Source organism: Mesorhizobium sp. BH1-1-5 (assembly GCF_020165615.1).
GTDB lineage: Bacteria > Pseudomonadota > Alphaproteobacteria > Rhizobiales > Rhizobiaceae > Mesorhizobium.
On sequence record NZ_JAIUIM010000013.1, the window covers coordinates 97,938 to 119,064 of the forward strand.

Genomic DNA, 21,127 nt, shown 5'->3' on the forward strand with positions numbered 1-21,127 from the left:
GTGGACCAACCATTATGGATTCACTGCACGATCAAGTCGAGATCATGGCGCGACAGCGGCTTCGGCGCCGATTCCGTGGTGAGGTAGGTGCGGCCAAGCGTCATCGCGGTCTCGGTCTCGGAGTCCATGATGATCATATGCGCGAACAGCGTCATATTGGGCGCGATCGGTTCGGTATTGCCCTGATAGAACATCGGCATGTCCATCCAGGACGGCGTGAAGCGGGCGCCGACCGAATAGCCGCAGGCATTCAGCCGGTGCTTGGTCAGATTGTGCGCTTCGAGCGTGCGGGCATGCGCGTCGAAGACATCGCCGAACGTGTTGCCTGGCATCATCGCCTTTTCGACCGCGAGCAGGGCGGCACGGGAGGCGTCGAACAATTCCTGGTGACGTTTCGACACCTTGCCGGTCAAAACGGTGCGCATCATGGGGGCATGATAGTGGTGGAAGACGCCGGCCCATTCGAGCGTCAGCTGGTCGTTCTTGGTGAGCTTGCGGCGGCCGGCCTTGTAGCGGCAGAGCAAGGCATCGGCGCCGGAGCCGATGATGTACTCGTTGGCGGGATAGTCGCCGCCGCCGGCAAACACCGCGCCCTGCATGGCGGCGAGGATGAGCCCCTCGTCGCCACCCTGCTTGATCAAGGGCAAGGCGGCGTCCAGCGCGTCGTCGGAAAGATTGGCGGCCTTTTCGGCCTTGGCGATCTCGGCCGGGCTCTTGAACAGGCGCAGCCGGCCGACGATGCCGGAAGCATCGGCGATCTGGCCGAAGGTCTGCAGCTGTTCGTCCACGCGGCGGCCGTTGTAGGCGGTCAGGCCATGGGTATCGTATTCGACGCCGATGCGGGCGCCGAGCAGGTCGAGATCGTTGAGCAGGTTGCGCAGGTCGATTGCCGGATTGGCGCCCTGGCGATCGGTCCACAGCACGATGTTTTCGATGGTCGAGGTATGGCGCGCCTGTCTCAGATCGGCCGAACGGGTGAGCAGCACCATCGAGCCGTCGGCCTTCACCACCAGGCATTGGAAGAAGCAGAAGCCGAACGTGTCGTAACCGGTCAGCCAGTACATGCTCTCCTGCGCGAACAAAAGCACGGCGTCGAGCTTCTTGTCGGCCATCTCGATCAGCAGCCGGTCGCGCCGCGCATCGAATTCCGAACGTTCGAAATGCAGCGCCATTACTCTTTCTCCAGAACGATTGCTGAAACCTGGCGCCCGTAATCCGCTTCCTTGCGGTGTGTGGTGCGCCGGTAGGAATAGAAGAGGTCTTCTTCCGCGTAAGTGCAGCGACCAAGGCCCTCGGCGGTCACGCCGGCCTTGCTCAGCCGGTCGACCGTATATTGGTTGAGATCGAACATCGAGTGGCCGGCCGCCTTCGACGGTCTGAAATAGCGATGGTTGCCGGCGTCGGCCTCGACGAAGCGGGCGACGAATTCCGGCCCGACCTCGTAATTGTCGGGGCCGATCGAGGGGCCAAGCACGGCGACGATGCGCTCGCGGCGGGCGCCGAGACCTTCCATGGCAATAATGGTGTTTTCGAGCACGCCGGTGAAGGCGCCCTTCCAGCCGGCATGGGCGGCGCCGATGATGCGCGCCTCGGCATCGGCGAACAACACCGGCCCGCAATCGGCGGTCGAGGCGCCGATGGCGATGCCCGGACGGTCGGTGACGATGGCGTCGGCCTTCGGGCGAGGCCCCGCGAAGGGTTCCCTGGCCACGATGACATCCGGCGAGTGGATCTGATGCGCGGTCAGCAGATGATCCCCCGGCACGCCCATCCAGTCGGCAACGCGCCGCCGGTTCTCGGCGACCAGTGTCTGATCGTCGCTGGAGCCCGTGCCGATGTTGAGCCCCCGATAGATGCCGTCGGAGACGCCGCCGGTGCGGGTGAAGTAGCCGTGGCGCATGCCTTGCGCCTTTTCAAGCAGCGGCGAGCGTACTGGATCGGGTCTGGTCTGATTCAGCATGGTTGGGTTTGTCGTCCGTGCGAGGCGGGTTCGTCAAGGCGAAGTTCGGAGAACGAAGCGGACCAGCCGGCGAGGCCGCTCGCCGATCTCAGGCGGCTTTCGCCACCGGCAGGACCTTCATGACCTTGAACAGCTTGCCCATTGCATCGGGACCGGCCAGGCGTTCGACCGCGTCCGAAATGGCTTGACGTGTCTCGGGATTGGCATCGGCGCCGAGCGTGCCGGCGCGCTCGAGCAGGCCCATTCCAAGCAGGAATTCGCCTTGGGTCGACAATTGCGCATCGAGACCGTGCGCGCGCGCCATGTCGGCAAGGGGGGCGAAATCGACATGGGCGGTGAGGTCGGCTTCTCCCGGATTGGCCAAAACGTCTTCGCGCTGGTGCCGGCGCAGCGCCTGGAAAGTGTCGCCGATGCCCGGCTGCAGATGGCCGTAGTCGATGAAGAGGCCGACGCCGCCCTGGCCGGCTATGCGCGCGGCGATCGCCGCCATCAACGCCGACCGGGCGGGCGCCACCTCGGCGATGGCGCCTTGCGGCGCATCGGCCGCGGCGGCGGGCAGCAGTGCCGGATCGACGGACCCCGCGCCGGCGAAGAAATGCAGTTCATCGGCGCCATCGAGGCCGACAACACGCTCGCGCCAGCCCGCGCCGACATGGACGAACTGCCGGATCGGCACGGCGTCGAACAATTCGTTGCCGACGATGAAGAGCGGCTGCCGTGGCAGCGTGTCGATGGCCTGGTGCCAGGCAAGCGGCGCGTGCTGACCTGCAAGCGTCTGCTTCTGGATGTCAGCCAGGCGCGGACTGGTCTCGATCATGGCAAAGGAAGCGCCGGCCACGAGCTCCGGGTCGAGCCGCGACCACGTCCGCAGCATGTCCTTCATCAGCGTGCCGCGACCGGGACCGATCTCGGCGAAGGTCGCAGGCAACGGCCGGCCGGCGCTCTGCCAGGCCTGGTAGAGCCAGACGGCGACAAGCTCGCCGAACATCTGGCTGATCTCGGGCGCGGTGGTGAAGTCGCCGGCGGCGCCGAAGGGCTCGCGCGTGGTGTAATAGCCCGCGTCGGGATCGAACAGGCAAAGCGCCATATATTCGCTGACCGGGATCGGCCCCGTCGCGCCGATCAGGTCTATGACGCGCTCCTTCAGCCGGGTCATGCCGCCTGCGGCTGTGGCGCCGGCTTCGCCGTCACCATGGCCCAGATGCCGGCGAGCACCATCGGGGTGGACAGGATCATGCCCATGGTCAGCCAGTTGGTGCCGAGCAGATAGCCGAGCTGCTGGTCAGGCTCGCGGAAGAATTCGACGAAGATGCGCGACAAGCCGTAGCCGCAGATGAAGGTGCCGCCGACGAAGCGCGGCGTCTTCAGCTTGAGCCGCGAATGGGTGAGGAAACGCAGCACCAGAAACAGCACCAGGCCTTCGAGCAACGCCTCGTAGAGCTGGCTGGGATGGCGGGTGAACGGGCCGCCATTGGGAAATTCGATGGCCCAGGGCACGTCCGACGGCCGGCCCCAGAGCTCGGAATTGATGAAGTTGGCGACACGCACAAGGCCGAGCCCGACCGGGACACCGGCCGACACCACATCGAACAGCGTCCAGGTGTAGATGCGGCGCTTGAGCGAAAACAGCGTCATGGCGAGGATGACGCCGAGCAGGCCACCATGGAACGACATGCCGCCCTGCCAGACGGCGAAGATGTCGAGCGGATGCGCGATGTAGCGCGGCAGGTCATAAAACAGCACGTAGCCGGTGCGGCCGCCGAGCACGACGCCGATCGCCGCCCATACGATGAAGTCGTCGAGGTCTTCCGGCTTCATCGGCAGCTTGCCGTCGGGCCACAGGCGCGGGCTGGTGACGAGGCGCTTGGCGTACCACCAGGCAAAGAGAATGCCGACGATGTAGCCGACGCCGTACCAGTGCACCGCGAGCGGCCCGATTTGGACGATGACCGGGTCGATGTTGGGGAAGGGCAGGGAGGCCAGCGGCAGCAGGAAATATTCGCTCAAAACGGGGTCCCCGGTGACGGTCACGATTGGGCGCGGACCATGCGGCAGGGTTTTGGCGCGGTCAAGGCAAGGCGATTGATGTTCTGAACGCTACGGCGAGCGGTTTCAGACCTGAGGTTTGCCGGCGACAATTTGCTTCAGCGCGTCGTTGATCCTGTCCTGCCAGCCGGGACCATCTTCCTGGAAATAGTCCAGCACTGCGCGATCGATCCTTATCGAAACAGGCTCTCTGACGTTTGGCGCCGCTGCCGCCTCGCGAATTGGGACAGCTGGTTTTTTGACCGGCTTGAAGGCGGCTTCCGCGGCGGCCATCGGGTTTGTCGGTCGGCGCGGGGGCGTTGCCATTGGTCGATCCTGACTGAGTGCTGGAACAATACACGGCACAATAGGCGATCTGGCGTCTTCAAGTACAGGTCTGGGCGATGTGATAGCTGTGTTGCGGCATGGCGCTGCCATGCGCCATAGCAACGCAGAGGAGGCATCAAACCTCAACGTTCTTGCATTCCGCGTCGCGCCCCACTACGTCAAATCAAGCAAGCGAGGATCTGCCATGGCGACCGGACCGAACCGCATTCTCGACGAATTCGCAAAGATCATGACCGATGCCGCGGGTGCCGCGCAGGGCGTGCGGCGCGAAGTGGAGACGGCGTTCCGGGCCCAGGCCGAGCGCATGCTGAACTCCATGGATATCGTGCAGCGCGAAGAATTCGAGGCGGTGCGCGAGATGGCGGTCAAGGCGAGGGAAGACAACATCCAGTTGGCGACACGCGTCGAGGCGCTCGAGGCCAGGCTCGCCGAACTGACCGCACAGGCCGCACCTGCGGGTGCTGCGAAGCCCCGCGCAAAAAAATAATCGTTAAACTTTTCCACATAGCGCGATCCGAAAAATCGCTTTGCCGTGAATCGCTTACCGGCATTGCATGAATCTTTGTGACAGCCACCTTTCCACATGCGGATGACGCAGTGCGAAAAATTGGGCTGTTCACGCGACTCCCGATCAATAGACTGAATTTGTTGCATGATTCGAAGCAGGGTCATGCGCCGGGCGGTGGGGTCCGGTTGGGGTCTTTGCGTTGGAAAGTCCTGACCGTCCGAGTTCTAGACAAGATTGTTCGTCGTGTGTGCCCCGCGGAGCGTGAGGCGCTCCCCTGAACACAGGAAGCATTCATGGAACTCCTCGAACTCGAATTCTCTCGCGAAATCCACCCGGTGGATGTCATCGAGCAGGTGGCCCACAACAACGACTGGTCCTTCGAGCGCGCCGGCGACGACGAGATTTCGATTTCGGTGGCCGGGAGCTGGACCGACTACCATGTCTCCTTTTCCTGGATGGAGGATTTCGAGGCCCTGCATCTGGCCTGCGCTTTCGACATCAAGGTGCCGGAAACGCGCGCGCTGGAAGTGATGCGGCTGCTTTCGCTGATCAACGAGCAAATGCTGTTCGGGCATTTCGATCTGTGGGAACAGGAAGGCGCGATCATGTTCAGGCAGTCGCTGCTGCTTGCCGGCGGGGTCGAGCCTTCGAGCCAGCAGGTCGAGGTGCTTCTGTCGTCGGCGCTAGAGGCCTGCGAGTGCTATTTCCAGGCCTTCCAGTTCGTCGTCTGGTCGGGTACATCGGCCAAGGACGCGCTGTCCAGCGTGCTCTTCGAGACCCATGGAAACGCCTGAGCCAAGCCGACATCGCCGATGAGTTCCAGCAGCGAGCGAAAACCCGAGATCAGCTTTGCCGATTTCGACCGTGTCGATATCCGCGCCGGCACGATCATCGAGGCCGAGCCGTTTCCGGAAGCGCGCAAGCCGGCGTTCAAGCTGAAGATCGATTTCGGCCCGGCGATCGGGATCAAAAAATCGTCGGCGCAGATCACCAAATACTACGCGCCCGAAACGCTGGTCGGCCGCCAGGTCTTCGCGGTGGTCAATTTCCCGCCGCGCCAGATCGGCCCGTTCATGTCCGAAGTGCTGACGCTCGGCTTTCCCGATGAAGAAGGCGCGGTCGTGCTCGGCGCCATCGAGCGCAAGGTGCCGGACGGCGGGCGTTTATTCTAGGACGAGCCTGGGGCGACCTGGAGCCAGCTGATCCTGATCGGCGCGCTTGCCTGGCATCCCCAGCGCTTCGTCGACCACGTCGAGGAACATTTCAGCGCAGGCCTGCCAGCTGTAGCGCATCGCGCGCTGGCGTGCCTCTGCGCGATCCACGTGAAGCGCCTTCATCGCCGCTTCGCCGAGATCGTTCGATACGGCTCCCCCGACGCCATCGCCGACAATGTCGATCGGTCCGGTCACCGGATAGGCCGCGACGGGCGTTCCGCTGGCCAGAGCCTCGACGATGACGTTGCCGAACGTGTCGGTGCGGCTCGGGAAGACAAAGACGTCGGCCGACGCGTAGATCTCGGCCAGCTCGTCGTTCGGGCGATGGCCGAGGAAATGCGCCTTGGGATAGCGCGCCTTGAGCTTTGCCAATTCCGGCCCTTCGCCGACGATAACCTTGCTGCCGGGCAAGCCGAGATCGAGGAAGGCGGCCAGGTTCTTTTCGATCGCGACGCGGCCGACACATAGGAAAACCGGGCGAGGGAATCCGGTCTCCTTGCGCTTGTCGGGCCGGAAATGGTCGGTGTCGACGCCGCGCGTCCAGGGCCTCAGCTTGTTGAAGCCGCGTGCCGCGAGATCGTCCGCCAGCGATTGCGTCGCGACAAGCGTGCCCTGTCCGGAATTGTGGAAATCGCGCAGCCAGTTATAGGCCCAGCTCTCCGGCACCGGCAGGCGGGCGCTGAGATATTCGGGAAAGCGCGTGTGATAGCTGGTGGTGAAGGGGCGGCCTACCTTTCGGCAATGGCGGCGCGCCATGATGCCGAGCGGACCCTCGGTGACGATGTGGATATGCTCGGTCTTGGCGGCCTCGATCATGCGTGCGACATGGCCGGGCGTGGTCAGCGCCAAGCGGATGTCCGGGTAGGTCGGCATGGGCAAGGTGCGAAAGAGGTTCGGCGTCAGGAAATCGAGCTCGACGTCGAAGGGTTTCAGCGCCTCGGTGAGGCGTTCCAGCGTGTGCACCACGCCATTGACCTGCGGCCGCCATGCGTCGGTGACCATCAGGATACGCATGGCGATCCCGATATGTATGACGGTCCTTTGCCGCGATAGTTCCTGCCGGCGCAGTGCCGGAACGGCAGCCAGGCAGCAGCCCGCGCCTCGCTCCAGCGCACCCGGGCGGGCACGGGATCGAAGCGGGGCGGCAGGGCCGAATCAACAAAGGTCGCGCGCTTCATGCGCGCTCTTGACCATGATTTCATGACGGGCGGATGAAGCTGTTTTTTGATTGAGCATGATCTTGTCCGAACCGAAGGTCAGCGAAGCAAAAACCGGCTTCCACTTATTGCTACGCTGACCTTCGGTTCGGGATCATGCTCTGGCTAGGCGGGGACCTTGATGACGGCGCGCAGGCCGCCGAGCGGGCTGTCCTCGAGGCTGATGTCGCCGCCGTGGCTGCGGGCGATGTCGCGGGCGATCGACAGGCCAAGTCCCGTGCCGCTGGCATCGAGGTTGCGCGCCTCGTCGAGCCGCAGGAAGGGCTTGAACACCTCTTCGCGCTTGTCGGGCGCGATGCCCGGCCCGTTGTCGTCGATGGTGACGGTGAGCGAGCCGCGACCGTGATTGGCGTGTACCTCGACGGTCTTGGCATAGCGGAAAGCATTGCCGATGACGTTCGACAGCAGCCGAGCAAAGGCGTTCGGCCGCACATGCACGGCCGGATCGCCGGTCAGCGCCGTCGTAAGCTTGCAGCCTCGCAATTGCGCTTCCTCGCCAAGCTTCTGGAAATAGGCCTTGAGGTCGAAACGGCCGGTGTCCTCCGCAGCCTCGCCACGGGCAAAGGAAAGATAGCCTTCCAGCATCGACTGCATGTCATCGATGTCCTGGTTGAGCGCGGCCTTGGTCTCGGACTTGCCGCCGGCCAGCGCCAGCTGCAACTTGAATCGGGTGAGGATTGTTCGAAGATCGTGGCTGACGCCGGTCAGCATGGCGGTGCGCTGCTCGATCTGGCGCTCGATACGCTCACGCATCTGGATGAAAGCGAAGCCGGCGCGACGGACTTCCTCGGCGCCGCGCGGGCGGAAATCGCGCGGCATCGGTCGCCCCTTGCCGAAACTCTCGGCGGCCTCGGCGAGCGTCAGGATCGGCCTGATCTGATTGCGCAGGAAGGGAATGGCGATCATCAACAAAACCAGCGAGGTGCCGACCATCCAGATCAGGAAGATGTGGGTGTTCGAGGCATAAGCCTGGCTGCGCCGCACGAAGACGCGCAGCACCTTGCCTTCAAGCTGGACGCGAACCTCGACGACGTTGGAGTTGCCGACCGTGTCGATCCAGAACGGACGATTGATCTGTTTGGTGATCTCCGAGGACAAGGCCTCGTCGAGGATCGAGAAGAACGGCTTCGGGCCGGGTGGCGGCAGCGGATCGGGCGGCAGCAGATCCACCTTCAACTGCATGCGGTCCTGGGCGATGCGGATGATGTTGGCGTAGTCGGCGTCGTGCGGATAGGTCTCCATCATGTCGATGACGGCCGCTATGTCCGAGATGGTCGCCTGCGACAGGCGCTGGGTGACCGTCTGCCAGTGCCGTTCCATGAAGACGAAGGCGACCACCGACTGCAAGAGGATCATCGGCGCGATCACGATGATCAGCGAGCGGGCGTAGAGCCGCTTCGGCATATAGAGCGCGACCAGGCGCCAGAAACGGTTCCAGGCGCGCGGCATCGCCTTCAGCGTCCGCAGCGCGAGATCGCCGGGGCCGCCTGCTTTCGGCTTGTCCAGTTGCGTGGTCGCCATTCGCCCTTCCGCTCGTCGATGGCCGTTCAGCAAAGGGCCTTCGACGGTAACCTATTCGACGCTGAGCCGATACCCAATACCGCGCACCGTCTGCAACCACACCGGATTGGACGGATCGCGCTCGATCTTGCGGCGCAGCCGGTTGATCTGCACGTCGATGGTGCGCTCGCCGACATCCGATTCATCGCCCACCAGCTCATGGCGCGGAATGGTCTCGCCCGCCCGCGCGGCGAAGATCGCGAGGATTTCCTGCTCGCGGTCGGTCAGCTTAAGCGCCTCGCCGCCGCGCTTCAATTCGCGCTTGGCGATCTGGAACGTGTAGGGCCCGAAGACCAACTGCTCCACCTTCGGCGTCGCCGCCGGGCCGCCACGGCGCAGGATGTTGTTGATGCGCAGGATCAGCTCGCGCGGATCGAACGGTTTCGGCAGGTAATCATCGGCGCCGGCCTCCAGCCCGGTGATGCGACTGTCGGTCTCGGACAACGCCGTCAGCATCAGGATCGGCACATTCTTCTCGGCCCGCAGCGCCTTGGTAAGGTCGACGCCGGTCTCGCCCGGCATCATGACATCGAGCACCAGAAGGTCGAAGTCGAGGCCGGCGAGCTTGCGCCTGGCCTCGCCGGAATTGCCGGCGACGGTGACGCGAAAACCGTTCTCGGACAGATACTGCTTGAGCAGGTTGCGGATACGCGTGTCGTCGTCGACAACCAGAAGATGCGGCGCGTCATCGTCGGGCGCGGCCGGATGATCGACCTTCTCAATGGTCTCCATGGTTCTTCCCCGATGTTTGCGCAGGCACAATGTCGATCTGCGCTCTTAGTTCCGGATTGACCATCGCTTCCAGGAATCGTTCGATCGTGACGCGTTCGGTGGCTCCGGAATCCTCCAATGCCGCACGGATGCGGCGCGACTGTGGCCGCGCCAGCGCCAAGGCCAGCGCGCGACCCTTGGCGGTCGGGTAGAGTTCGCGCTGCCGGCGGTCGCGCGGACCCTGCACCTGGACGATATGGTCGGTGTCGATCAACTGCTTCAAAACCCGCGCGAGGCTCTGCTTGGTGATCTTCAGCACATCGAGCAGTTCGGCGACGGTGAGCCCCGGCCTGCGGTTGACGAAATGCAGCACGCGATGATGGGCGCGGCCGAAGCCGTATTCGGCAAGGATCTGGTCCGGGTCGGAGGTGAAATCGCGGTAGGCGAAGAAAAACAGTTCGATGATGGCGAAGTCGATGCCGTCCTCGTCGGCGATCGCCGTCCTGATCGGTTTTCCGGCTGCGGGGCTTGGATCCGTCATCATTTCTCCATGCAAGGCGGGAATTATGTCAGTACTATTGACGTAATTTCCGAGCAATGATAATTTTTGACAAGCTTTTCGGCGGATTGCGAACGAAAAGGCAAGCGGAAGCCGTTTTTCCGGAACTTCCTGAGTTTGCCACGGATTGAATATCCGCCTACGCTTTCAAGCATTGGCCAGCGTTTCGGACCCTGTGGCGAGGCCGGTACGAAAGGCTTTAAAACACAACGATTTGCGGGTGCCCGCCCGCGGGAGGTTTCCATGGCATCCGTTCCCTTCGATCAATTGGACGGCTTCATCTGGATGAACGGCGAGTTCGTCAAATGGACCGACGCCAAGGTCCATGTGCTGACCCATGGTCTGCACTATGCCAGCGCCGTCTTCGAGGGCGAGCGCGCCTATGGCGGCGAGATCTTCAAGCTGACCGAGCATAATGAGCGCCTGCATGAATCGGCACGCCTGCTCGGCTTCAAGATTCCCTATCCGGTCGCTGAGATCGACGAGGCCTGCCGGACGCTTTTGAAGAAACAGGGTTTCCAGGACGCCTATGTGCGCCCGATCGCCTGGCGCGGCAGCGAGCAGATGGGCGTTTCGGCGCAGAACAACCGCATCAACTGCGCCATCGCCATCTGGCAGTGGCCGAGCTATTTCGACCCCGCGCAGAAGCTCAAGGGCATTCGCCTCGATGTCGCCGAATGGCGCCGGCCCGATCCACGCACCGCGCCGTCGAAGTCCAAGGCCGCCGGCCTCTACATGATCTGCACGCTGTCCAAGCACGCCGCCGAGGCCAAGGGCTACGCCGACGCCATGATGCTCGATTGGCGCGGCCAGGTGGCGGAAGCCACCGGCGCCAACATCTTCTTCGTCAAGGACGGCAAGATCCATACGCCCACGCCGGACTGTTTCCTCGACGGCATAACCCGCCGCACGGTGATCGGCTTGGCGAAGGATCGCGGTTTCGAATTGATCGAGCGCGCCATCATGCCTGAGGAGCTCGAAGGTTTCGAGCAGTGCTTCCTCACCGGGACGGCGGCTGAGGTCACGCCGGTTTCGGAGATCGGCCCGTACCGATTCGAAGTCGGCGAGATAGCCAAGACGTTGATGAACGACTATTCGGCTGCGGTGCAGCCTAAGCATGCGATTGCCGCAGAATAGCGATAGTCACAGCTTTTTTGTGCAATAGGGGCGGTTTTCGAGCCGCCCTTTTTATTTAAGCGCCTGTGCATTTGACTTTCGAACAATTCGGCGTCTCATGATGTCGTCGGCCCGAGGAGGCTGGCGGCTATGGAGGGACTAGGTACATGGATACGAACACGCTCGTTGCGATCGTTATTCAGGTGATTACGGGTGTTATCGGCGGTCAGGCAGTCGGCGCGGCGCTGAAGCAAGCGGCGTTGGGTCAGCTTCCTAAAATCCTTGGCGGCGCGATCGGCGGCGTCGGTGGCGCGGCCATCCTGGGCAGCCTGCTTGGCGGCGGCGCGGTCGATCCGGCAGCGGCCGCGGCGGCGGCCGGTGGGGTGGGCAGCGCGCTGAACATTCAGAATATCGTCGGCGGCGCCGGCGGCGGCGCCATCCTGACCGCCATCATCGGCGCGGTCATGGGCGCCATGAAGAAATAGGCCCCGGATTATCCCCTCGGGCCTCGGCATGGGCGGCTTCGGCCGCCCATTTCTTTTAGAGAGGCGGCGCCGATGGTGGACGCGGCTGGCCATGGCCTCTACATCAGGGCGACACTTGGAGTGGTTCACCGTTGCACAGAGACGGCAAACCGCTCCATCTCTTTTGGCGCAATTCCGGACGGGGGCTACGGCGAAGACCCGAGCCTGACGGTGGCCCGCGTTTCGTGGAATTGCTCGAGGAAGGAAAGCCATGGGTCAGCTCAATGCCTGCATCGTGCCGGTCACGCCGTTCCAGCAAAACTGCACCATTTTGTTCGATATGGACGACAAGACCGGCGTCGTCGTCGATCCCGGCGGCGATGTCGACAAGATACTGTCGGTGCTGAAGGACAATGCCATCACCGCCGACGCGATCTGGATCACGCATGGTCATATCGACCATGCCGGCGGCGCGATGGAGCTGAAGGAAGCGCTCGGCATCGACATTGTCGGTCCGCATGCGGCCGACAAGATGCTGCTCGACAATCTCGAGAACCAGGGCAGGCGCTACGGCATCGCCGGCGTGCGCAACTGCGTGCCGGACCGCTTCCTCACCGAAGGCGAAACGGTGTCGTTCGGCAATCATGTATTCGAGGTGCTGCATTGCCCTGGGCATGCGCCGGGCCATGTCGTCTACTACAACCGCGCGGCCAAATTCGCGCATGTCGGCGACGTGCTGTTCCGCGGTTCGGTCGGGCGCACCGATCTGCCTGGCGGCGACCATGCCGCGCTGATCGCCTCGATCAAGGACAAGCTTCTGCCGCTTGGCGACGACATAGGTTTCATCTGCGGCCATGGCCCGGGTAGCCGTTTTGGCGACGAGCGGCGGACCAATCCTTTCCTGACCTGACCTTGCCGGCAAAAAGAAAAGCGCCGCTGGAGGCGGCGCTTTTGGCCGGGGCAGGGAACCCTGGGTTTTACTTAAAGCGCGTCGCGCTGAACCGGATTCAGGCGACGCGCTTTAAGTCTTTGTTTTGATGCATGTCGTTGTCCCAGAACCGAGCACACTTCTGGGCGACATGCATTAATTGGCGACGCAGAAATGCTGGGCGCCGTCATTGCCGGTGAAGGTGCCGGTGCGCGAGTTGAAGGAGCGGTAGCGGTCCGAGCAATACTCGTACCAGCCACGGGTCCACGGCTCGGCGTAGCGGTCGGCATAGACGACGCGCGGCTGTTGCACGTAGTAGCGGCGCACCGGCCGGTCGACATAATAGTCGTCACCATAGGCCGGTTCGTAATAGCGCGGCCCGGGGTTGCTGAGCGCGCTGCCGATCAGGGCGCCTGCCGCCAAGCCGACCACGCCGGCGGCAAGGGCGTCGCCGCCGCGATCACGATGATGGTGCCAGCGCCAGTCGTCGGCATTGGCCGCCGAGAAGGTGGCCAAGGTGGTCGCGGCAATGCCAACGCTCAGGATGGCGGTCTTGAGAAAGCGGTTCATTTTCGGTCTCCTTCGCGCCGGCCCGCGCATTTTTTGGGGGATACGAACCGGCTTTAGCAAAGGTTAATAGAAGACCGTGGCTGAACGGAGGCTGAACGGAAATCGGCGCAAACGAATTTTCGTGACTGGCGATTTCCGAATTTTGGCGATTTCCGGATCTGGGCGATTTTTCGAGCCCTGGCCGGTTTTCGAAGCGGGCGGCTTTTCGGGACCTGGGCGCAATCCATTCCGGGCGGGAGCAGTCCCGCCTGAAAAGCCCTCCGTCGGATCCGTCGTGAGCCGGCTTAGCCGATCGACAGATTGACGGCCTTCGGACCCTTGCCGCGTTTGTCCGGCTCGGTGTCGAATGTCACTTTCTGCCCATCCTCGAGACCGGGAAGGCCCGACGCCTGCACAGCCGAAATGTGGACGAAGACATCCTTCGCGCCATCGTCGGGCGTGATGAAGCCGAAGCCCTTGGCATGGTTGAAGAATTTGACGGTGCCGGTCTGCGGCATGGGAAACTCCTTTGATCCCATCAAGTCAAGTCTCGGGCCGGCAAACTGCCCGAGAGGAAATTTGTCCTTTATTTTAGCGCTATCGGCAAGAGAAAGTTTTCGCCTGCCGATCCATGCATTTGCGCGCAAAAAAGGCGCGACCGAAAGGGTCGCGCCTTCGCAATTTCAGGCCTGTCCAGACGCCGGTTCATCAGCCTGCCGCCCATTGCATCCGCAAGGACGGGCTGTCCCGGCGATCAGGCGGCGCGCAGGTTGACCGCCTTCGGGCCTTTGCCCATGCGGTCCGGCTCGACGTCGAAGGTGACCTTCTGGCCGTCGACCAGCGTGCGCAGGCCAGAGGCCTCGATCGCGGAAATATGGACGAACACGTCCTTGGCGCCGCCATCCGGCGTGATGAAGCCGAAGCCTTTGGTGGCATTGAAGAACTTTACGGTACCGGTCTGGGCCATTGGGGAAAACTCCTTCACCCGTGTCAGTCTTGGTGGTTCGCCCGCTGCCTCGCGCCTTGGGCAAATCCCGGTGGTTGCTTCGGCGGTCATGCATTTGCGCATGGTCAAACCCCCCGCCGAAAAACGGGGCTGTCAGAGATTCACACTTGTCGGGGAAAGGTCGTCCAAAACGTGCCGCTCTCCGGGTCGCAAATGCCCGAACATGGCTTTTATTACACGGAAACGTGATGGTTGCAATATGACGCTCGCGGGCGGCCCGCGGCGCGTCCAACGCTGGGGCCTCGATAGACCCCGTGCCACCGCGGGTCATCGGCCAGAGGCGGGCCAAGCATAGGCCAGTATGAGGGCGGCGACGACGGGTTCCGCGGCTCCGCAAACGGTGGTTGCGTTTACCACGCAGGATGCGAGGATATCGCGAGCCGGCATCACGCGCCGGGATGGAGGAGGGGCATATGCGGTTTCTTGCGGTGTCACGGCAGGGCGTTGTCATTTTCATGCTGTCCGCGCTGCTGGCGGCCTGTACCGTCGTCGTCGACGATGGTCCGCGCCCGCGGCCGCCCCGGCCGCATCCGCAGCTCTGCACCATGCAATACGAACCGGTCTGCGCCCGGCGCGGCGGCGACCGCCAGACCTTCGCCAATGCCTGCCTGGCCGAAAGGGAAGGCTACCGCATCGTGCGCGACGGCCCTTGCCGCGACGGTGGCGACGGTGGCGGTGGAGACCAAGCCTTCTGCACGCGCGAATACGCTCCGGTCTGCGCCAGGCGCCATGGGCAAGTGCGGACCTTCCCGAACGCGTGCGAGGCGCGCGCGGCAGACTATCGCATCGTCGGCGACGGGCCCTGCTGAAAGGCGGCGGTATCCATCTGCGCAGATGGATACCGCGACGCGCGCTGACGCTTTGTCTTGAATCTCTTGCCCGCATGGCTTAGGTCCGGCGGACCAACGAATACGGCAGGTTTCCCATTAGCAAAGATCACAGAAGAGCGGCAAACGCCGGCGGCAGGCCAGGTGGCTCGGCCAGCCCGCTCGACCCGTATGTGCAAAAGGCGCTGCAGCTGCATCAGGCGGGGCGCCGCCAGGAGGCCGAGGCGCTCTACCGGCAGGTTCTGGGCCAGCAGCCGAACCATGCCGCCGCGCTGCATTTCCTCGGATTGCTGCTGCACCAGACCGGCAGGAGCGAGGAAGGGCTCGATCTCCTCGAGCAGTCGGTGACGCTGCAGCCGGAGAATGCCGACTTCCTCAACAATATGGGCACGGTCATGCGCGACCTCGGGCGCGTCCCCGCCGCGATCGATTTCTTCCGCGGCGCGGTGGATATCCGGCCCGACCAACTGGCCGCGCGCGACAATCTCGGTTCGTCGCTGACGCAGCTTGGGCAGTTCGACGCGGCCGAGGAGATCTATCGCGGCACGATCGGCCGGAACCCGTTCCATGTCCGCGCGCGCATCGGCCTTGCCGAGACCCTGCAGGAAGCCGGGCGCCTGGACGAGGCGATCAAGCTGTTCCGCGAGGCGCTGTCGATCCGGCCGAAGGACGCCGAGCTTCTCTACGGGCTGGGCGTCGCGATGATGGAGAAGGGCAAGCTCGACGAAGCGGCCGATTTCGCCCGCCAGGCATTGGCTGTCGCCCCCAACATGGCCAGGGCCTGGCTGCTGCTCACGCAGGTCAAGCGCCAGACCGAGCGCGACAAGGAGCTTGCCGGCATGGAGGCCGAGCACGCCAAGGCACCGCAGGGCAGCCTGGCGCGCATGCAGCTCTCCTTCGGCCTGGGCAAGGTCAATGACGATCTCAAGGATTATGGCCGCGCCTTCGACTATTTCGCCGAGGGCAATGCCATCCGCCGCAAGGGCATCGGCTACGATACTGCGCGCACGCGCGGCGAATTCGAGGCGATGAAGGCGGCCTTCGACACGGCCTTCTTCGAGAAGCACAAGCCAAGCGGCATTTCCGACGACACGCCGATCTTCGTCGTCGGCATGCCGCGTTCCGGCACCACGCTGGTCGAGCAGATCATCGCCAGCCATCCGCAGGTCCTTGGCGCCGGCGAGTTGAACATCCTGAAGACGGCCGTCGGCAAGCAGTTTCCGATGAACATGCCGGGCGGCTTCCCCGCCGGCATCGCCGACATGCCCGACAAGGCGTTCGCCGAAGCCGGCCAGGCCTATCTCGACATGCTGCATAGCCGCTATCCGGGCTATCGCCATGTCACCGACAAGATGCCGGGCAACTTCCTTCTGGTCGGCTTCCTGCACATGATGCTGCCGAAGGCCAAGATCGTCCATTGCGCGCGCGACGCCGCGGCGACATGCCTGTCGATCTTCAAGGTGCATTTCCGCGGCGACAGCCATCGCTATGGCTATGATCTCGGCGAGCTCGCCGATTTCCACAACCTCTACACCGACATCATGGCGCATTGGCACAAGGTGCTGCCGGGCGTCGTGCACGATGTGCGCTACGAGGATTTCGTCGCCGACCAGGAAGGGCAGACGCGGGCGCTGATGGCGTATCTCGGCCTGCCCTGGGACGACAAGGTGCTGTCGTTCCACGAGACGGACCGGCCGGTTCGCACCGCCTCGGCGGCGCAGGTGCGCCAGCCGATGTACCAGGGCTCGGTCGATCTGTGGAAGCGGTATGGGGACCGGCTGAAGCCGCTGCTCGACAAGCTGGACTGAACAGCCAGACCGATGTTGCGTCCCGGATCAGGATGACGTCGGTTGAAACGTCGTCCTGACCCTTTGGATGCATCAGGCGGCCCGCGCCTTCTGCTCATAGCGCAGGAAGACGTTGCCGTTGCCGAAGGCCTGTGACCGGGCCAACTTCACATTGAGCCGGTTGCCGATGCCTTCGAACATCGTCCTGCCGGCGCCAAGCATGACCGGAACGATGACGAACTGGTATTCGTCGATCAGGTTCTCCTCGGCCAATTGAGCGACGAGATTGCCGCTTCCCAGGATCGTCATGTGATTGCCCGGCTGCTCCTTCAGGTGTCGAAGCTTCGCCACCGCCCCGCTTTTGACCAACTCGGTGTTGTTCCAACTCGCCGTGTCGAGCGTTCGGGAAAACACGACCTTGGGCATGGCGTTCATGCGTTCTGCCACCACCGGTGCGATCTGCGCGGCCAGCGGCGTCGGCCAGAACTGGATCATCAGATCGTAGGTAACGCGGCCGAGCACCAGCATGCCTCCGCCCTTGGCATTGTCGGCCACGAAAGCGTTCCATTCCGGATCCTGGCTGTGCGCCCAGTCCATGGCGCCGTGCCCGTCGGTAAAATAGCCGTCGAGCGATATGCTGTTGAATACGATCAGCTTGCGCATACATCGGTCCTATCTTGAGAAATGAAGACGAGTTTCGGCGCCGGCACCCGCCTAAAGCGCGTCGCGATCCTTCAGATTCGCTCCACGCGCTTTAGGCTCTTGATTTTATGCATGTCTTCGTCCCGAAACCGGTTCCCACTTTCGGGAGACATGCCTTAAAGCTCGACGAACGGCTGGAAGCCGCCGAAGATCATGCGCTTACCGTCGAACGGCATGGCGGACCAGTCCATCTTGAGGCGCTCGTCGGCCATCACCTTGGCCATCACCGCATCGCGGCTCTGTTTGGACTCGTAGACGACCCAGGCGAAGATAACGACCTCGTCGTCCTTGGCCTGCACGGCGCGCGGGAACGAGGTCAGCTCGCCATAGGGCACATCGTCGCCGATGCATTCGACATAGGAGAGCGCGCCGTGCTCCATCCACACGGCGCCGCCATTCTCGGCTAGCTTCTTATACGCATCGAGATTTGCCTTCGGCACGGCAAGCACGAAACCATCGACATAGGACATGATGAAACTCCTTGGTTGGGCGCGGCTTTGCCTTCTCCCCCTGTGGGAGAAGGTGGATCGGCGCGCAGCGCCGAGACGGATGAGGGCGCTCCAGCTTGGCGCCAAGCTTACCCCTCACCCGGATTGCCAACCGAATTGCGAAGGGCAATTCGGGGCAATCCGACCTCTCCCACAGGGGAGAGGTAGACAGTCTCACTTCACCGGCGCATTCATCGCCCAGGCGACGCCGAAGGGGTCTTTCACCTGGCCCCAGCGGTCGCCCCAGAACATCACCTGCAGCGGGGTGACGACTTCGCAGCCGGCATCGACCGCGCGCTTCCACCAGGCATCGATATCGTCGCTGCCGAGATGGAGCTGCAGCGTATAGCCCTGCGCTGTCTGATGCGGATGGCCGTGTTCGGGGTAGGCGTCCCCCAGCATCAGCGTCGAGCCGTTGACATAGAGATGGATGTGCATGGTGCGGCCCTGGTCGTCCGGCGGATAGGCGAACACCTCCTCCGCGCCGAAAGCCTTCTTGTAGAATTCGGCGGCCTTGATGGCGCCGTCGACCTGCAGATAGGGGGTCAATCCGCCAAGGACCTTGGCGCGGGGCGGGGTCTGGTCGTTCATTCTCGTGTTCCTCTTCACGGGGTCTGATCTGGTTTGCCACCCAAGGACGGACGAACCGGCGGCGATCCTACATGCCTCCCGAAAATTTCTTAAAGGGCCGATTCCCGGCAGCCCGGGCGACCGGCGAACGATCGCATTGGATATGCCGCGTTATATGACCTTTGCCGAAAAGGTGGCGGCGCGGCGGCTTTCGCGCGTTTCGAAAATCTCCGGGAAGCCGATGTCCTTGCGCAGCTCGGCAGGCAGCGAAAGCAGGACGCGCTCGCTGCGGTGACGGGCGCGCGCCTGGGCATACCGGTTGGCAAGACGGCCGATGGATGACAATACCGACATGTTGGTTCTCCCTGGTTGATGCCGGCATCATCGTGTCGGCATCCCAAGGACGGGGCGGCAACAGGCGATCCGACAGATCGCCCCAATCTTTTTTCAGAACACCGACGCGGCCAGCGCGGTGTCGTAATATTCCACCATCTCAATGATCTCGCCGTCGCGGACCGTCCAGAAATTGGCGGTGCGCATGATGAACTCCTCGCCGGTGGCGCGGCGCGTCATGTGGATCTCGACCTGTGCCGCGACCTTTTCGCCGCCGTCGACGATCTCGACCGGGACGAAGTGCCGGTATTCGAAGTCGTCGTCGAGCGCCAGCAGCTTGGTGAGGAATTCCTGCTTGCCGTGCGCGGTGCCGGCATGACGCGATTGCCGCGGATCGGCAATCCATCGGAACACGACATCCTCGGCGCACTGCGCCAAGGCGCCCTCGATGTCGCGGTCCGCATAGGCCTGGTAGAGATTGCTGATGATGTCCACTGCACGCATGGCCCGTTCCCTCCATGGCTGAGCAATTAAAGATGCTCCTTTTTTAGCAGATGGAAAAGTATGCCGGGCCGGCATTGCTTTGAATGCCGGCCCAGCAGATGCATCATCGCTCAATTCGGCGTTTCGGCGACCGAGCGGAAGAACGCTTCCGGGTCGTCGACCCCGGTCAGCCGCCGCCTGTCGATCAGCCAGAAGCGGTTGCCGACCGCGCGGATGAAGGAGCGGTCGTGCGAGGCAAGCAGGCAGCTCGCCTGATGCTTCAGCAGCTCGTCCTCCAATGCTTCCTGGCCGTCGATGTCGAGATGGTTGGTCGGCTCGTCGAGCAGATAGAAATTGGGATGGATGAGCCTGAGCACCAGCATCATCAGCCTGGACTTCTGTCCGCCGGAGAGCACGCCGATCTTCCGCTCCTGCATTTCGATCGCGACGCCAGCGCCGGCGAGCAGCGAACGGGCGCGTTGCTCGCCGATCTCGAAGCGGCGCGAGACCATCGCCAGCGGGGTGTCGTCGCCATCGATGCCAGACAGCGCCTGGTCGCCGTAGCCGAGCACGGTCGACGGCGTCACCTTGATGTTCGCAACCGAACCCGGCTCGGCGATGGCGTCGCGGATCATGGCGATGAAGCGCGTCTTGCCGACGCCGTTGCGGCCAAGCAGCACGATGCGATCGCCCTGGCAGATGTGGTGCTTGCCGGTCCTGAACAGCAGCGTGCCGTCAGGCGTCTCGACCGCCGCGTCCTCGAGCGTGATCAGCACCTTGGCGTGAGTGCCGCGGTTCGCCAGCTTGATCGCGCCGGCCGAGCGCTCGCGATGCGCTTGCACGGCGGCATCCTCCAGCTGTTCCGCCCGCCCCTTGAGCTGCTTGGTTTTCACCGTCAGAAGGTCGCTGCCGGAGTTGATGCCGATATTGTTCAGCTTGGCGGCCTGCTTGCGCAGCTGTTGGGCGATCTTCATGTCGCGCTCGAACTTGCGCGCTGTGGAGGCATCGAGCTCGTCGAGCGCCTGCCTGGCGCGGGAATAGGGTAGCGCGAACACCGGCGAGTCTTCGGGACGCAGGAACAGCGTGCGGTTGGTGGTGGCGTCGAGGAAGGCGCGGTCGTGGCTGGCGATGATCACCGGCACCTCGCGCGGCAGCGCGTTGAGCCATGTTTCCAGCTGGCTGATCCTGGCGAGGTCGAGATGGTTGGTCGGCTCGTCGAGCAGGAGCACGTTCGGATCGGTGACCCAGGCGCGGGCGATCAGGGCCAGCCGCTGCCAGCCGCCGCTCAGCGCGCGCATCGGCCGGCCGCGCATGTCTTCCGGCACTTCGAGCGAATCCAGCACGACGTCGACGCGCCACGACTCGCTGTCGCGCTGATCGGCCGGCAAGGCCTCGGCGACGACGTCATGGAAGCCGCGGTCGAACAATGCGTCGGGGACGGATTGCTCGACATGGCCGACGCGCAGGCCGCGCGAACGGGTGATGTCGCCGGCGGTCGGTTCGAATTGGCCGGCCAGGCATTTGAGAAGCGTGGATTTGCCACGGCCATTGGCCGCGACGATGCCGAGCCGGTCGCCGGCGCCGATGGTGAGGTCAAGTTTGGAAAACAGCGGCGCACTCATGGTTACGCCGAGGGATTTGAGGCTGATCAAGGCCATGTCGATTTCTCTGGTCAGTCCGGAAAATCCGGCTCAATGCACTTTGACGGTGCGCCGGCAGGCCATCAGGCCAGGCTCAACAGCACCACGAAGGGCAGACCAAAAATCGAAGCG

Annotated in this window: 26 protein-coding genes; 8 read left to right on the top strand and 18 right to left on the bottom strand. The window is 63.4% G+C overall.

What is annotated here, in order from left to right; translation table 11 throughout:
* Nucleotides 1-20: 20 nt before the first annotated feature.
* The 5 genes from LB572_RS18695 to LB572_RS18715 form a co-directional block, all read right to left on the bottom strand.
* Nucleotides 21-1,172, bottom strand: a complete 1,152-nt coding sequence (locus LB572_RS18695; RefSeq protein WP_224668733.1) for a M24 family metallopeptidase — start codon at nucleotides 1,170-1,172, stop codon at nucleotides 21-23.
* Entirely contained in the window at nucleotides 1,172-1,960 is a 789-nt protein-coding gene (pgeF, locus tag LB572_RS18700) for a peptidoglycan editing factor PgeF (protein WP_224668734.1), read from the bottom strand. The genes LB572_RS18695 and pgeF overlap by 1 nt, the downstream gene beginning before the upstream one ends.
* Nucleotides 1,961-2,048: 88 nt before the next feature.
* A complete protein-coding gene (locus tag LB572_RS18705; RefSeq protein WP_224668735.1) occupies nucleotides 2,049-3,116 on the bottom strand; it encodes a class I SAM-dependent methyltransferase in 1,068 nt (355 codons plus the stop codon).
* Complete coding sequence (gene lgt, locus LB572_RS18710; RefSeq protein WP_224668736.1) at nucleotides 3,113-3,967, bottom strand: prolipoprotein diacylglyceryl transferase; 855 nt, start codon at nucleotides 3,965-3,967, stop codon at nucleotides 3,113-3,115. Before lgt ends, LB572_RS18705 begins: the two co-directional genes overlap by 4 nt.
* A gap of 105 nt (nucleotides 3,968-4,072) precedes the next feature.
* Nucleotides 4,073-4,312, bottom strand: coding sequence for a BrnA antitoxin family protein (locus tag LB572_RS18715; RefSeq protein ID WP_224668737.1), 240 nt, complete (start codon nucleotides 4,310-4,312; stop codon nucleotides 4,073-4,075).
* Nucleotides 4,313-4,517: 205 nt separating this feature from the next.
* On the opposite strand from LB572_RS18715, the gene LB572_RS18720 reads away from it, so the two are divergent.
* The 3 genes from LB572_RS18720 (at nucleotide 4,518) to LB572_RS18730 (ending at nucleotide 6,013) form a co-directional block, all read left to right on the top strand.
* Nucleotides 4,518-4,820 (top strand): accessory factor UbiK family protein, encoded by a 303-nt coding sequence (locus LB572_RS18720; RefSeq protein ID WP_224668738.1) that lies wholly within the window; start codon nucleotides 4,518-4,520, stop codon nucleotides 4,818-4,820.
* Between the two features lie 314 nt (nucleotides 4,821-5,134).
* Nucleotides 5,135-5,635: a YbjN domain-containing protein gene (locus LB572_RS18725; protein ID WP_040989643.1), complete on the top strand. Its 501-nt coding sequence runs from the start codon at nucleotides 5,135-5,137 to the stop codon at nucleotides 5,633-5,635.
* Nucleotides 5,636-5,653: 18 nt separating this feature from the next.
* Complete coding sequence (locus LB572_RS18730) at nucleotides 5,654-6,013, top strand: tRNA-binding protein (protein ID WP_224668739.1); 360 nt, start codon at nucleotides 5,654-5,656, stop codon at nucleotides 6,011-6,013.
* On the opposite strand, the gene LB572_RS18735 is transcribed toward LB572_RS18730, so the two are convergent.
* The 4 genes from LB572_RS18735 to LB572_RS18750 form a co-directional block, all read right to left on the bottom strand.
* Nucleotides 6,005-7,069, bottom strand: coding sequence for a glycosyltransferase family 4 protein (locus LB572_RS18735; RefSeq protein WP_224668740.1), 1,065 nt, complete (start codon nucleotides 7,067-7,069; stop codon nucleotides 6,005-6,007). The two genes, LB572_RS18730 and LB572_RS18735, sit on opposite strands and share 9 nt — an antisense overlap.
* Before the next feature lie 308 nt (nucleotides 7,070-7,377).
* A complete protein-coding gene (locus tag LB572_RS18740) occupies nucleotides 7,378-8,793 on the bottom strand; it encodes an ATP-binding protein (protein WP_140807685.1) in 1,416 nt (471 codons plus the stop codon).
* Nucleotides 8,794-8,844: 51 nt separating this feature from the next.
* Nucleotides 8,845-9,564 (bottom strand): response regulator, encoded by a 720-nt coding sequence (locus tag LB572_RS18745; protein ID WP_040989639.1) that lies wholly within the window; start codon nucleotides 9,562-9,564, stop codon nucleotides 8,845-8,847.
* Nucleotides 9,551-10,084 carry a MarR family winged helix-turn-helix transcriptional regulator gene (locus LB572_RS18750; RefSeq protein ID WP_181179750.1) on the bottom strand — a complete coding sequence of 178 codons (534 nt, stop codon included), beginning with the start codon at nucleotides 10,082-10,084 and terminating at the stop codon, nucleotides 9,551-9,553. Before LB572_RS18750 ends, LB572_RS18745 begins: the two co-directional genes overlap by 14 nt.
* A 261-nt stretch (nucleotides 10,085-10,345) precedes the next feature.
* On the opposite strand from LB572_RS18750, the gene LB572_RS18755 reads away from it, so the two are divergent.
* The 3 genes from LB572_RS18755 (at nucleotide 10,346) to LB572_RS18765 (ending at nucleotide 12,592) form a co-directional block, all read left to right on the top strand.
* Complete coding sequence (locus tag LB572_RS18755) at nucleotides 10,346-11,239, top strand: branched-chain amino acid aminotransferase (RefSeq protein ID WP_224668741.1); 894 nt, start codon at nucleotides 10,346-10,348, stop codon at nucleotides 11,237-11,239.
* Nucleotides 11,240-11,385: 146 nt separating this feature from the next.
* A complete protein-coding gene (locus LB572_RS18760; RefSeq protein ID WP_140807688.1) occupies nucleotides 11,386-11,703 on the top strand; it encodes a hypothetical protein in 318 nt (105 codons plus the stop codon).
* Nucleotides 11,704-11,953: 250 nt separating this feature from the next.
* Complete coding sequence (locus tag LB572_RS18765; RefSeq protein WP_140807689.1) at nucleotides 11,954-12,592, top strand: MBL fold metallo-hydrolase; 639 nt, start codon at nucleotides 11,954-11,956, stop codon at nucleotides 12,590-12,592.
* A gap of 174 nt (nucleotides 12,593-12,766) precedes the next feature.
* On the opposite strand, the gene LB572_RS18770 is transcribed toward LB572_RS18765, so the two are convergent.
* The 3 genes from LB572_RS18770 to LB572_RS18780 all read right to left on the bottom strand — a co-directional run bounded on the left by LB572_RS18770 (nucleotide 12,767) and on the right by LB572_RS18780 (nucleotide 14,126).
* A complete protein-coding gene (locus LB572_RS18770) occupies nucleotides 12,767-13,180 on the bottom strand; it encodes a BA14K family protein (RefSeq protein WP_140808768.1) in 414 nt (137 codons plus the stop codon).
* A 284-nt stretch (nucleotides 13,181-13,464) separates the two neighbouring features.
* A complete protein-coding gene (locus LB572_RS18775; protein WP_006202521.1) occupies nucleotides 13,465-13,677 on the bottom strand; it encodes a cold-shock protein in 213 nt (70 codons plus the stop codon).
* Between the two features lie 236 nt (nucleotides 13,678-13,913).
* Nucleotides 13,914-14,126 carry a cold-shock protein gene (locus LB572_RS18780; protein ID WP_006202520.1) on the bottom strand — a complete coding sequence of 71 codons (213 nt, stop codon included), beginning with the start codon at nucleotides 14,124-14,126 and terminating at the stop codon, nucleotides 13,914-13,916.
* A 452-nt stretch (nucleotides 14,127-14,578) separates the two neighbouring features.
* On the opposite strand from LB572_RS18780, the gene LB572_RS18785 reads away from it, so the two are divergent.
* Together LB572_RS18785 and LB572_RS18790 are read left to right on the top strand one after the other, a co-directional pair.
* Nucleotides 14,579-14,974 carry a Kazal-type serine protease inhibitor domain-containing protein gene (locus tag LB572_RS18785; protein WP_224668742.1) on the top strand — a complete coding sequence of 132 codons (396 nt, stop codon included), beginning with the start codon at nucleotides 14,579-14,581 and terminating at the stop codon, nucleotides 14,972-14,974.
* Nucleotides 14,975-15,165: 191 nt separating this feature from the next.
* Nucleotides 15,166-16,800 (top strand): tetratricopeptide repeat-containing sulfotransferase family protein, encoded by a 1,635-nt coding sequence (locus LB572_RS18790; RefSeq protein ID WP_140808764.1) that lies wholly within the window; start codon nucleotides 15,166-15,168, stop codon nucleotides 16,798-16,800.
* A gap of 72 nt (nucleotides 16,801-16,872) precedes the next feature.
* On the opposite strand, the gene LB572_RS18795 is transcribed toward LB572_RS18790, so the two are convergent.
* The 6 genes from LB572_RS18795 to LB572_RS18820 form a co-directional block, all read right to left on the bottom strand.
* A complete protein-coding gene (locus tag LB572_RS18795) occupies nucleotides 16,873-17,442 on the bottom strand; it encodes a dihydrofolate reductase family protein (protein ID WP_140808763.1) in 570 nt (189 codons plus the stop codon).
* Between the two features lie 155 nt (nucleotides 17,443-17,597).
* Nucleotides 17,598-17,951 carry a DUF1428 domain-containing protein gene (locus LB572_RS18800; protein ID WP_224668743.1) on the bottom strand — a complete coding sequence of 118 codons (354 nt, stop codon included), beginning with the start codon at nucleotides 17,949-17,951 and terminating at the stop codon, nucleotides 17,598-17,600.
* A gap of 192 nt (nucleotides 17,952-18,143) precedes the next feature.
* A complete protein-coding gene (locus LB572_RS18805; protein ID WP_140808759.1) occupies nucleotides 18,144-18,560 on the bottom strand; it encodes a VOC family protein in 417 nt (138 codons plus the stop codon).
* Between the two features lie 150 nt (nucleotides 18,561-18,710).
* Complete coding sequence (locus tag LB572_RS18810) at nucleotides 18,711-18,893, bottom strand: hypothetical protein (protein WP_224668744.1); 183 nt, start codon at nucleotides 18,891-18,893, stop codon at nucleotides 18,711-18,713.
* Between the two features lie 93 nt (nucleotides 18,894-18,986).
* A complete protein-coding gene (locus tag LB572_RS18815) occupies nucleotides 18,987-19,376 on the bottom strand; it encodes a nuclear transport factor 2 family protein (RefSeq protein ID WP_224668745.1) in 390 nt (129 codons plus the stop codon).
* A gap of 110 nt (nucleotides 19,377-19,486) precedes the next feature.
* Complete coding sequence (locus tag LB572_RS18820) at nucleotides 19,487-21,013, bottom strand: ABC-F family ATP-binding cassette domain-containing protein (RefSeq protein WP_224668746.1); 1,527 nt, start codon at nucleotides 21,011-21,013, stop codon at nucleotides 19,487-19,489.
* Nucleotides 21,014-21,127 lie beyond the last annotated feature (114 nt).